General features: G+C 67.9%; 12 protein-coding genes and 1 pseudogene. 11 read left to right on the top strand and 2 right to left on the bottom strand.

Going from position 1 to position 11,456, the window contains the following annotated elements:
• Positions 1–578 precede the first annotated feature (578 nt).
• Complete coding sequence (locus E1284_RS32810; protein WP_131944049.1) at positions 579–1,115, top strand: hypothetical protein; 537 nt, start codon at positions 579–581, stop codon at positions 1,113–1,115.
• Positions 1,116–1,402: 287 nt separating this feature from the next.
• Here the strand turns inward: E1284_RS32810 and E1284_RS32805 are convergent, their stop codons facing one another.
• Positions 1,403–1,996, bottom strand: a complete 594-nt coding sequence (locus E1284_RS32805; RefSeq protein ID WP_131944048.1) for a GNAT family N-acetyltransferase — start codon at positions 1,994–1,996, stop codon at positions 1,403–1,405.
• Between the two features lie 20 nt (positions 1,997–2,016).
• On the bottom strand, positions 2,017–3,414 hold the full coding sequence (locus E1284_RS32800; RefSeq protein WP_165965517.1) for a helix-turn-helix domain-containing protein: 1,398 nt from the start codon (positions 3,412–3,414) through the stop codon (positions 2,017–2,019).
• Between the two features lie 423 nt (positions 3,415–3,837).
• Here E1284_RS32800 and E1284_RS32795 point away from each other — a divergent pair, with 423 nt between their 5' ends.
• The 10 genes and pseudogenes from E1284_RS32795 to E1284_RS43360 all read left to right on the top strand — a co-directional run.
• Positions 3,838–4,053 (top strand): hypothetical protein, encoded by a 216-nt coding sequence (locus tag E1284_RS32795; RefSeq protein WP_131944046.1) that lies wholly within the window; start codon positions 3,838–3,840, stop codon positions 4,051–4,053.
• Positions 4,050–4,898 (top strand): SAM-dependent methyltransferase, encoded by an 849-nt coding sequence (locus E1284_RS32790; protein WP_165965516.1) that lies wholly within the window; start codon positions 4,050–4,052, stop codon positions 4,896–4,898. The genes E1284_RS32795 and E1284_RS32790 overlap by 4 nt, the downstream gene beginning before the upstream one ends.
• Positions 4,899–5,104: 206 nt before the next feature.
• Positions 5,105–6,349: a sensor histidine kinase gene (locus E1284_RS32785; protein ID WP_131944044.1), complete on the top strand. Its 1,245-nt coding sequence runs from the start codon at positions 5,105–5,107 to the stop codon at positions 6,347–6,349.
• Between the two features lie 127 nt (positions 6,350–6,476).
• A complete protein-coding gene (locus tag E1284_RS32780; RefSeq protein ID WP_165965515.1) occupies positions 6,477–6,911 on the top strand; it encodes a roadblock/LC7 domain-containing protein in 435 nt (144 codons plus the stop codon).
• Positions 6,912–6,913: 2 nt separating this feature from the next.
• Entirely contained in the window at positions 6,914–7,372 is a 459-nt protein-coding gene (locus tag E1284_RS32775) for a DUF742 domain-containing protein (RefSeq protein ID WP_131944042.1), read from the top strand.
• Between the two features lie 49 nt (positions 7,373–7,421).
• Entirely contained in the window at positions 7,422–8,003 is a 582-nt protein-coding gene (locus E1284_RS32770; protein WP_341770444.1) for a GTP-binding protein, read from the top strand.
• The gene (locus E1284_RS32765) at positions 8,000–8,611 is read left to right on the top strand and encodes a GAF domain-containing protein (protein WP_131944040.1); all 612 of its coding nucleotides are present in this window, start codon (positions 8,000–8,002) and stop codon (positions 8,609–8,611) included. The genes E1284_RS32770 and E1284_RS32765 overlap by 4 nt, the downstream gene beginning before the upstream one ends.
• Positions 8,612–8,660: 49 nt before the next feature.
• On the top strand, positions 8,661–9,899 hold the full coding sequence (locus E1284_RS32760) for an acyl-CoA dehydrogenase family protein (protein ID WP_131944039.1): 1,239 nt from the start codon (positions 8,661–8,663) through the stop codon (positions 9,897–9,899).
• Positions 9,900–10,045: 146 nt separating this feature from the next.
• Positions 10,046–10,204: pseudogene (locus E1284_RS43365) on the top strand (BldC family transcriptional regulator); the annotation flags it as partial.
• 297 nt (positions 10,205–10,501) lie between these two features.
• Positions 10,502–11,456: SAM-dependent methyltransferase (locus E1284_RS43360; RefSeq protein WP_341770445.1), on the top strand; the 955-nt coding region annotated here is incomplete at its 3' end.

The raw sequence follows: 11,456 nt of genomic DNA, 5'->3' as shown, positions 1-11,456 counted from the left end.
GGCGCCGCGACACTCAAGCACTGGCACATTCTCCGGAAGGCCCGCTGCTCACCAAGCCGCCTGACCGCCATCGTCCAAGCCATCCTCACCCTGCACCACCAGGCCAAATGAGGTTGGAATTAGCTCACTGGCAAGGTCCGCTACGGCGACTTGAAGGCGGCGGTCGCGAGGTGCTGGGTTCGTGTCCGTGCGAAGACAGACCCTCCGCGTGTGGACGAGACGAGGTCGAGGCACCAGTTGTTGCTTCGCATCAGGGTGCCACTGCCCGGTGATATTCGATTTCGCATGCACCGAGGAGCGTGGACCCAAGGCGGTTGCAAAGGGGTTTGGAGGCATTGCCAACTGACGTAAGAGCGTGCAGGTGGCGGGGCACGCCGGACTGGCGCGCAGCCTCACTCACGATCACGATTTGAGCTGTGCCGCGCGGCGTTCGGGATGACCGCAGAAAGCGTCATGATCTACCTTGCTGACTACGTCGACGACGGTCGGCTGCCCATCAACGAGCGGAACCGCGACCGAACCCGGAGCGTTCACCAATAGGGTCGATCAACACCCGACGCGGCGAAGGAAGCAGACACATGTGCGTGCACGACCTGGCCGGAAAGGAAGCCGCGATCAGGCGGTTCCTCCGCGAACACCCGACGGCATCAGCGATCGGCCGCGACCACCCACTGCTGCGAGGCCTTGACGACGCGTCATGGTCACAGATCCCTGGATGCCCCGCCGCGATCCCAGTCCTGATCCGCGGTCTGTTGGACGCCCCGGCGCAGGATGAAGCACTGCGAATCCTTGGCATCGTGCTGACCGACGACGTCTTCCACCTCAACCCTGCCATGGCTCTTGCGCTGCCCTATCTGATCAAGCTGAGCGCCGACAAAGCCGTCCCAGGTCGAGCAAAGATCATCGACTTCCTCGTCGTCATAGCGGAGTATGTGCAGCCTGTCGGAGACACCGACCCGAGACTCGCCCTCCTCTTCGGCAGCGACGAGAGGCGTCCCGAACGCGCCGAATGCAAAGCGGTGTTCATCGAACACGCCGCGATTCTCCGACCTCGACTGGCGGACCTGCCCTTCGAAAGCCAAGGCGCGCTACTCGCCGCGATCACGGCCGCCTGAGCAATCGGACCTGCGAGCCTTCGGCAGCACCTGAGACCGGCAGCCTGTTGTATTCGAGTGTGTCGTGTTCGGGTCGGTGTGCCGCAGGCTTCGTCGTTCGCCGGGCGGCCAGCGGCCGGGTAGTACGGCGGTTGAAGCCGGGACGAGCGCTGCTGGAGTAGCTACTCCCCGGCGGGGTGTGCGGGGCGGCGCAGGCCTTGGCCGCACAGGTCGGTCTGTTTGAGCACGTGCAGCGGCAGGTAGGGAGCCGGCCAGATCTGGAAGAGACGCGACTCCAAACGCTCGTTTCAGGCTCCCTCGGTCCGAGAGGGGTTCAGGGGCAGCGGGAGCATGAGGACGTCCATCAAGGGGGCGCCCGGCCAGCCGGGGCGGAGTCGGGCGGCCTTGCGCCAGCCCCAGCGTTCATAGATGGCGTAGGCCGGGTTGTCCGGGCGGACTAGCAGCGTCGCACGCTTTTCTGTGCGTGGGCGCAGGAGTTCATCGTGGAGGCTGCGGGCGATTCCTTTGCCGGTCCAAGGGCGGCCGACCATGATTTCCGATAGCGCGAAGGTACGGTGACCGTCTTCCTGAGTGAAGTCGGGGTCTGGTGGGTCTTCCAGCCCCTCCCACCACTTGGTCTCGGGAGGTAGCGGCCAGCCCCAGGTCTGGCCGACCGGCTGTGGCGTCGGTTCAGAATCGACGTAGGCGATGATCAGGCCGAATCCGTCTCGGGCAGTGTAGGCGTCGAAGCGGGTCATGAACGCTTCGTCGCTGGCGAATTCGTCGCCGGTGGCGATTCGGTCGCTGTAGGCGTCGCGGTGGATTTGTGAGACCACATCGCGCTGAGCACGGGCGCCGGCGCTGTCGAATCGGCGATGGACGATCGGGCTTGAGGCAGCCATGATCTCCGTTCCCCTTCTGTTCACGTGGCCGCTAGAGCGCGTTCTGCGGCATCGAACTGCTGACAGAATTCCTGATGGATATCCAGGGTCAGTTCGTGAGTGCCGCTGCGTACGGGGCGCAGCTCGTTGAGGACCCGGGTGGAGGTGAGTCCTTCACCGAGGTCTCCCACGACTCGAAGGCCCTCGGCTACCGCTTCACGTTGGTCTCCAGCAGCGCACAACGCGGCGGCAAGCCGGGCGCGGTAGTAGGCGCGGTCGCGCGGGGAACGTCCGTCGTCGTCCAGTACTGCCTGGTAGAGGGGGACGGCGTCGCCGGGGCGATTTAGTTGGACGGCTCCCATGGCCTCATACCCGGCGATCTCGGAGTGGGTGACGAAGGCGGTCCAGGACGGATCGCTGTCGTGGGGGCCGCGGTCGGCTTCGCGCCGGGCTCGGTCGATGGCGGCGCGGAAGGCGGCAGCGTCACCGAGCTGGGAGTATGCGAGGGCTTGCCGCAAGGCGAGCAGGGCGTGCAGAGCTGAGGACGGGATGTATCGGGCGCTGTCCGCGGCGCGGTCGATGAAGCGGAGGGCTTCGCGTGCGGTGCCCCGGCGTTCTGTGCTGCGGGCCAGGTGAACGGCCTGTTGCGCCATATTGGCGTACACGTGCGCCAGGACCTTGCTGTCGCCGGCACTACCGGCCAGCAGTTCGGCCTCGCTGTAGAGGGCGCGGGCGGAAGCCTGGTCTCCCGAGTCGTAGGCGAGCCACGCCGAGACCAGGCCGAGGTCGGCGGTGACGGCCATCAGCTCGCGACCGACCTGCTCTGTGTAGTCCGACTCGTCCAGCATGGCGCGGGCACGAGCAAAGAGGCGTACGGCCTGAGTCCGCAGCGTTCCGCCGCCGACTGCGGCGTCCTGCCTGCGCAGCCGCTCCAGACTCGCCTGCAGATATCGAACGTGACCGCGGTCTGCACGTTCTGGCGGCAGTGCCGCCGCCAACGCGAGACCGGAGACCATCACGGTGAACTCTCGCCGGCCCACCTGCCGCAGTGGGTCCATGGCATCCTCCCAGAAGGCAATGTCCTGGTCGGTTCCACATTCGGGATCAACGCATCCCGTGACTAACGGCAGGAGAGCTTGACGGGGCATATCGAGGAGATCCGCTATCCGCAGTATCTCCCGGATGTCGTGGAAGGTGTCACGCCTCCCGCACTCGATCTTGGTGATGACCGACTGGGACCAGCCCAGGATATGGCCGAACTCGAGCTGGCTCATCCCGGCGGCCCCGCGCAGGATCGCCATTACCGCGGCCATGTCCGTCCTGGCCAGGGCCTGGCGTAACGGCACCGAGTCCCACAGCCACGCCGGGGTCACGCCCACGCGGTCACGGACGGCGAGAAGGCACGCCCCGCACAGCGGGTCGTTGTTGTAACGGCTCAAGCGAGTGATATGGCAAGCCGGACAGGCTCGATCATCCGATCGTTCGGCCATTTATCCGGCCTCGTCCCTTCAGCCGCAGGTCACTTGCTCCGACCCACTGTAATCCCTGGTCACAGGCTTTCAAGTCCAATGTGGCCTACCGGTGGACGATCACTGTAGGACGCTTCGACATTGGTCGCGCCAGCGCTCCTCCACCACGATCGATTTGTCATTCCGACGGCGACAGATCAACGGATCGGAGAGGTCGCGGTGAGACGGACGACATCGTGTCGCAGCCGGCACCTTGGGCGTGGCCGCGGCTTCTTCTGGTCCCAGGTCCTCACCGACCGCCTGACGCCTTCCTTCGGCGGTGATGGGAGGTCTGCCGGCACCAGGGCTCTCCCGCCGCATCCACCCTCGCCTTCCCCCGCCAGAGAGATCACGATGACCGCGACAACACACGCCCGCGCCGCCACCGGTGCAGAGGCCAAGGCCGAATTGAAAAGGGACTTCCCTGGCTGGACCTTCATCTACTCCGATGAGGGGCGCTGGTGGGCGCAGTTGTACCCGGTGCCCCGCGAACTGTTCAACAAGCCGAACCTGATCGACGCCGACACCCCGGCGGACCTGCGCGCGAAGCTCGCAGAGGTGGCGTCGTGAACGTCGATGCGGCCGGGAGTTCGGGACTCGTCCATGCCCGTCCCAGTACGTCCCGCATCTACAACTACTTGCTGGGCGGCGAGAACTGGTTCGGCGTCGACGCCGAAGCCGCGAGGGCGATCGTCCGGTCGGCCCCTGACGCGCCGGACGTTGCCCGGGAGAACCTGCGGTTCGCGGGCCGAGCCGCCGGCTGGGCCGTCGCGGAGCACGGGCTCCGGCAGGTCCTCGATATCGGGGTCGGCATCGTCACCGGCATCCCGATCCCCTCGGTGGAGGAGTGCGTCAAGGCGGCCGATCCGGACGCTGTCGTGGTCGCCTACGACCACGACGAGATGGTGCGGCAGCACGCGAAGGTGCTGCGCCCCGGATACGGCGGGGTGCTGTCGGGCGATGTCACCGACTTGGACACGATCTTCTGCAATCCCGATGCTGCCGGTCTGCTGGACATGTTCGAGCCGGCCGCGGTGGTCTTGGCCGCCGTCCTGCATTTCGTGCCCAGCCCTGCCGCTGTCATGGCAGGGCTTCGGCGCCGTCTGGCGCCCGGCAGCGTCGTCATCCTTTCGCACGCGACCTCCTCCCGAGCCGACGGCGGGCGCGTAGCCGCGATGACCCGCGCCTACCAGGGCGCGACCGGTCAGATCCGCTTCCGCACCTACGAGGAGATCCTGGCGCTGGCCGACGGATGGGACATCGTCACCCCGCCAGGCCTGGTGGACGTCCAGCGCTGGTCCGTGGACGGCTCCCGCGATGGCGCGGTCTCCGAGACGGTCCGCGTCCTGGGCATGGCTGCTGTGCTTCCCGGCAAACGGCGGCTATTGGCCCGGACACGAGGTGGCGCCTCATGACGCGGCACGCAGAGCCACCTGAGCACGCGCGCGAACACGCACGAGAACTGGCCAGGTGCCTCACCGACCGCGGCCTGCGCGTCTCAGGCAGTCCGCAGGTGGGGAGCCCAGCGGGTGCGATAGCGGTCGCAGTACAGCGCGTGGACGTCCACCCGTACGCGGGTCGGCTAGTGGTGCTGCTGCCGGGCCCGCGTGATCCTGGTGAGTTGTACTGGCACTGGCAGCGGACGCTGCGGGGGCGACTCGCCGGGGCACGCTATTTCCAGCCGTTCAGCCCGGCCAACGCCTACGACGCCACCGCCGATGCCGTCACCGCGGCCATCGAGATCGATCTACGAGCCCGCGCCCGCATGGCGCACGCATCGGGACTCCGGCCGGATGCGGTGGAAGAACCCGACGGCGAAGTTCTGGTCTACGTCGGCCATCGTGTGCACTCGCTGGTGAGCCGGACGCTGGAACGCCTCAAGGCCGTCGAGAATGACCTGGAGGATCCCGATCTCCTCGCGGATCTGTACGGGATCGACCACCTGGTCACGCAGATGCGCCGCGCCGCCGAGCGGTCGGCGGTGCTGGGCGGGCGTACCGCGCGCCGCGCCGCCGCGCCGATGCCGATCTCGACGGTGCTGCGCCAGGCGATGGCCGAGGTCGAGGCGTTCGACCGGGTCCGGTTGAGGCTGCCCGACGACGATGTGGAGGTTCCGGGGTACGCGGGCCCGGACGTGATCCACGTCCTGGCGGAGCTGGTGGAGAACGCCACCCGGTTCTCCCGTCCGGACACCACGGTGCGGATGGTGACGGCCACGACCCCCGAAGGACTGGTCGTGGAGATCCGCGACCAGGGCGACCTGCCGCTGTCAGCCGAGCGGCTCGCCGGGCTACGGCGGATTCTGGCTGAGCCCTTCCAAGTCAGCTTGCGTGAACAGGTGCGGCTGGGCCAGATCGGTCTTCTGGTGGCCGCACGGCTGGCCGCACGCCACGGCATCCAGATCGAACTGCATCCGCAGGAGCTCGGGCTTCGTGCGCTGGTGATGCTGCCTCGCACTTTGTTGACGTCTCCGGCTTCTGCTGCCGCCTTCCCGCAGGCAGTCTCCCGCAGCCGCCGAGTCGCCCCGACCGATCCCCCAGCACTACCGCCACCGCGCCTACCTCGTCCGCCTCTGCCGCGTGCGGCCCTGCAGGGGCCGCTGGTGGAGGAGCGATCCGCAACACCCGCCCTGCCTCCGCTTGCAGACCCGTCGACGCTGCCGGACGGACGGCCCTCTCTTCCCCGACGCTTCAAGAAGCACCCTGCCGCGAGCGCAATTTCACAACATCAGCCTGAGCCCACCACGCCGGCACCGCTATCGGTACAGCCGCCATCCCCGGAGCTGATGGCGCGGTTTGCCTCCGGCATCCGGCGCGGTCAGGCCGGTCAGCAGCGCGACCACACCAACGAGCCGGAGACCTGTTGACCTCCGTCCCAGGACTCGACTGTTCGACACCTACGGAGAGACTTCAATGATGACCCCCACTCCCCCAGCTACTGCTCTGGGAACGGCCCCTCCACTTCACGCTGCTGCGGTTCCGGCGGCGGAGGGCTTGAGCTGGCTTCTAGAGGAGTTCACAGGCCGGGTCACCGGTGTCACCGGCGCCATGCTGGTGTCGCGGGACGGGTTGAAGATGGCGGTGTCGGGCCTGGACACCGATGGGGCGGACCGGGCTGCCGCGTGGACGTCCAGCCTGCACTCTCTCGCCCGCTCCGCCGCCACCCTCGTCGGTGCCCGAGACGACGGTTTCCGGCAGGCCATCATCGAGGACAGCAGTGTCCTGGTGTTCGTCATGACCGCCGATCACGCTGCCGCGGCAGGGGCAGGCGCCGAGCCGGGCCTGGTCGGGAGCGTGCTCGGCGTCCTGGCCGAGCCGCAGGCCGATCCCGGCGTGGTCGGCTACGAGATGAGCCGGCTCGTCAAGAGCGTGGCCGAGCACCTGACCACCGCGACTCGCGACGGCCGGCACATCGACGGCGGCCGGTGACCATGTCCAAGTCAGCAGACCACGACCCGCGGCGCCCTACAGGTGCCCCCACAACGGCGCCCGCGGCAGGCCCGATCGGCACCGACCAGTGGGATCAGCCGTGGGAGACCTACCACAGCGAAGAGGTCCGTCCCTACGCGATCACCGGCGGCCGAACCCGTCCGCAGCATTCGATGCGGCTGGTCACCCTGCTGGAAGCGGCCGACTCCCCACCCGTCCGTGGACTGGCGCCAGAGGCCGTCCGGGCCGTCGAGTTGTGCCGTGCCCAGCCGTGCCCGGTCGCCGAGATCGCCGCGCGTCTCAGCCTTCCCGTCCAAGCCGCCAAGGTCGTCCTGTCCGATCTGATCGACTGCGGCGCACTGGTCATGGCCGTTCCTCGCCACCCGGCCGCGTCCGATCGCCTGCAGGTCTTGGAGGCGCTGCGTTCCGGCCTCGAAACGAAGCTGTCCCATGTCGCCTGACCGCCCCCAAAGCGTCGGAAACGGCCGAAGCAGTCAGGCTCCCATCCCGGTGAAGATCATCGTCAGCGGCGGATTCGGCGTCGGCAAGACCACGATGATCGGCGCGGTCAGCGAGATCGATCCGCTGACCACCGAGGAGCACCTGACCGTGGTCAGCGACGGCGTCGACTCCCTGGCCGGAGTGGAGAACAAGACGACCACCACCGTGGCGCTGGACTTCGGCCGCCTCAGCTTCCCCCAACAGCAAATGGTGCTGTTCCTGTTCGGCACCCCGGGTCAGGACCGGTTCTGGTTCACCTGGGACGACCTCACCTACGGCACGGTCGGCGCCGTGGTGCTGGTCGACACCCGCCGGCTGCCCGACAGCTTCGGTCCGATCGGCTACTTCGAGCAGCGCGGCATCCCGTTCGTGGTCGCAATCAACGAGTTCACCGACGCACCGCACCGCTACACCCACACCGAAGTCCGCCAAGCCCTCGACGTGCCCGACCATGTGCCGGTCGTGCGCTGCGACGCCCGTGACCAGCGTTTGGCCATCACCGTGCTGCTGACTCTGGTCGACCACGCACTGACGGACCCGCAACAGCCTGCACAGCCCCAGCAGCCCCTCGCCCACGGAGCGTCCCTATGAAGTACGACGCCAACGGCGGATTGCACGTGTCGACCTGGCGCGACGGAGCCGAGCAACGCCTGGAAGTGCTGGCGGCACTCGGCCTCGAAGGCGCCCCGGACGCCGAATTCGACCAGTTCGCGGCCCAGATCTCCAGTGCGTTCGCCGCCGAACTCGGCGAGCACGGCCAAGGCCTGTACTCGATGGTGAACCTGTTCACCGAGGAGGAGCAGACCTTCGTCGGACTGCACGTCCCGCCGGGCATGCGGGCGGTGGACAGGACCATGCGGCCCGATCACGGGTTCTGCCCCGAGATGCTCGACCGCACCAAGGCGCTGATCTTGGCGGACGTGTGCGCCAACCCGCACTTCGCGTCCAATCCGGTGGTCGACAAGCTGGGCGTCCGCACCTACGCCGGCGCGCCGCTCGTCCACGAGGCCGCCGGGACCGTGCTGGGCACCGTGTGCGTCATCGGCACCGAGCCCCTTCCCAAGGACACCGGTCACACCTCGCTCGCGCTCATCAAGCGGCACCGCGACGCGCTCATGAACGTGCTTGCGCGGCGAGCCGATCGGGTCGGCGTCCGTGAGTCCGATGACGGAGCACTTGATACCGACCTGCGGCAATGACGTCTGCCGGATCCGACCGCCCGGCAGTAGCCCCAGGAATTGAAAGGGGATGGTTTCCGTGTTCGAGACCGACGACCATCAGCATCTGCGCAAGGCCGTTCGCGCCTTCGTCGAAACCGAGGTCGCGCCGCGCGTGGCCCGCATGGAGTCCTCCCGAACCGTCGATGTCGAAACCTCTGCGTTGATCGCTCGGCAGGGATGGATCGGGGTCACCATCCCCGAGGCGTACGGGGGCATGGGCGCTGGGCATTTGGCCAAGACCATCGTGATCGAGGAACTGGCCCGGGTGTCGGGCGCGATGGGCGCCATGGTCCAGGCGTCCCAGCTCGGTGCCGCCAAGATCCTCCACTTCGGGACCGAGGAGCAGAAGCAGCGGTGGCTGCCGCCGATCGCCGCCGGCGCCTGCCTGCCGACGATCGCGGTGACCGAGGAGGGATCGGGCGGGAACGTCCTGGACATGCAGGCCAGCGCCCACCGTGACGGCGAGGAGTGGGTGCTGAACGGGCGGAAACTCTATGTCGGGAACTCCCACGTAGGGCACGTGCACGGCGTCGTTGTCCGCACCGGTCCCGAGTCGGAGCGTTCCCGGAGTCTGACCGCGTTCCTGGTCGAGCATGACCAGCCGGGGCTGCGGCTGGTCCCGTATGAGCCGTGCCTGGGGCTGCACGGGTTCAGCTTCGGTGACCTGGTCATGCAGGACGTCCGGGTTCCGGTCTCCAGCATGATCGGCGGTGAAGGTGGCGGGCTCGACGTCGCCTACAGTTCGTCGGTCCTGTACGGGCGGCCGAATCTCACCGCGGTCGCGCTCGGCATCCATCAGGCGCTACTCGACGAGACCGTTGCCTTCGCCAAGCGGCGGCATCACCGTGGCGCGCCGCTGGCCCGGCTCGCCACGGTCGAGCAGCGGATCGGACGGATCAAGCAGCGGCTGATGACCGCCCGTTCCCTGGCTTATCAGGCCGTCCATCTGCTCGACCACGGCCGGGACTGCGACGACGAGCTCGTGGCGGCCAAGCAGTACGGCGTGGAATCACTGTGGGAATCAGCCCTGGACGCGATGAAGGTCCACGCGGCGGCCGGACTTCGGCGTGACCGTCCCATCGAGCGCCTGGTGCGGGACGCGATGCACATCGACGCGCCCGCCGGAACGGGCGACGTCCAACTGCATCGTCTCGCCGAATCCGCGCTCGGCGCCGGCAAAGGCCAGTGGTCGCGTCGCCTGGCCCACATCACAGCACTACACCCGCCCTCCGCCCAGCAGTCGGCCGCGGCCGACCACGCCGCCTGAACTCCGCCTGCGAACTCCGCCTCGTGGTCTCCCCCGCCGGTGCCTCGACCCCGAGTTGGAGTGCACTTCCTGAGCCGGGCCGGACGTCCCCGCCGTCCGGCGCCCCGCGCCATTCCGTGACCCCTTCATCGAAAACAACGGTTCCCATGACTTCTCCTGAACTGCTGACGCCGGCCGAGGTCGCCGCGTTGTTCCGGGTGGATCCCAAGACCGTCACCCGCTGGGCGCGGCAGAAGAAGCTCTCCTCGATCCGGACCGTGGGCGGCCACCGCCGCTACCGCGCTGCAGAGGTCTATGAGCTGCTGAACAGCGAACGCCGGTCCAGCTTCCACGCCGCGGTGGAGACGCTGGTCGACGGCCACTACAGCGGCGACCCCACCCGAGCACTGATCGATCTGGCGGAACGTTACGGTCTGGCCGTCCTCGTCCTGGACCGGGCCTGGTTCACCCAGATCGCGCGGCGCGACCTCACCGAGGTCGAGTGGAAGCACATCGTCGCCGAACTCCCGACTTTCAGCCGTGCACTCTCTGGAACGTGCGCTGACCAGCTGCTCGACTACGCCGCCACGGTGCTGCGCGCGGCGGACGTAGCCGTCCCGGACATGTGCGCCGCCGACCTGCCGCGAGTGCCCGCTGCACCCTCGCAGCACAAGATTGCCGGGGAGAGCACCGCTGCACTCGAAAAAACGTCCGGCGAAAACTCCACCCCACAGGCATCCCTGATCGCGAATGAAACGGAAGGCCCGCAATTCGCCCTCACTCCGCTGCCACCGACTCCGCTGCAACAGGTCGCTATGGCGGGTGCAGGTGTTCCCGCGCCCGCGCTGAAGGACATCAACCGGCTGGTGCCGCATTCGGCGCGGGTCTGGGACTACCTGCTCGGCGGTCACGATCACTACGAGGCGGACCGGAGCGCCGCCGACGCGTTCGCAGAGCTCTACCCCGCCGTCGCGGAACTGATGGCAGCACAGCAGGCCTTCGGAAACCGGGCCATCAAGTACCTCACCCAACTGGGCGTGCGGCAATTCATCGACATCGGACCCGGCCTGCCGTCCCCACGCCGTGACGCTCGCGCCACCGATACCCACACCGCCGCACGATCAGCGGCCGAGGGCACCCGAGTCGTCTACGTCGATAACGACCCCCTGGTGATCGCCCACGCTCGGGCCTTGCTGACCGGTGGGCCGGGCTGCGCGGTCGGTCACGTCAACGCCGACCTCACCGACACCCGCACCGTGCTGGCCGGCGCAGCCCAGCACCTGGACCTCCACCACCCCACTGCGGTCCTCTTGCTGGGCGTCATGGGCCATATCGACGACACCGAGGCCGCGCACGCGATCGTGCGCGGCTTGATGGACGGTCTGGCGCCGGGCAGCTTTCTGGTCCTCAGCGATGCAGTCACGACCAGTGCTGCGCTCACCAAGGCGCAGGACGCCTACAACACCACTGGCGCGGTGCCCTACCGGCTGCGCACTCCGACGCAGATCGCCGGGTTCTTCACTGGCCTGGATCCCGTCCAACCCGGCCTGGTTCCGCCCGAGCTTTGGAGGCCCGCCC

This window comes from Actinomadura bangladeshensis (genome assembly GCF_004348335.1).
Lineage (GTDB): Bacteria > Actinomycetota > Actinomycetes > Streptosporangiales > Streptosporangiaceae > Spirillospora > Spirillospora bangladeshensis.
The sequence above is the reverse complement of the archived record's forward strand: the minus strand, read 5'-3'. Positions and strand labels throughout refer to the sequence as shown.

Coding starts and splice junctions, on each gene's coding strand:
- E1284_RS32765 (WP_131944040.1), top strand. CDS start 8,000: ATGAAGTACGACGCCAACGGCGGATTGCACGTGTCGACCTGGCGCGAC.
- E1284_RS32810 (WP_131944049.1), top strand. CDS start 579: ATGTGCGTGCACGACCTGGCCGGAAAGGAAGCCGCGATCAGGCGGTTC.
- E1284_RS32775 (WP_131944042.1), top strand. CDS start 6,914: ATGTCCAAGTCAGCAGACCACGACCCGCGGCGCCCTACAGGTGCCCCC.
- E1284_RS32760 (WP_131944039.1), top strand. CDS start 8,661: ATGGTTTCCGTGTTCGAGACCGACGACCATCAGCATCTGCGCAAGGCC.
- E1284_RS32805 (WP_131944048.1), bottom strand. CDS start 1,996: ATGGCTGCCTCAAGCCCGATCGTCCATCGCCGATTCGACAGCGCCGGC.
- E1284_RS32795 (WP_131944046.1), top strand. CDS start 3,838: ATGACCGCGACAACACACGCCCGCGCCGCCACCGGTGCAGAGGCCAAG.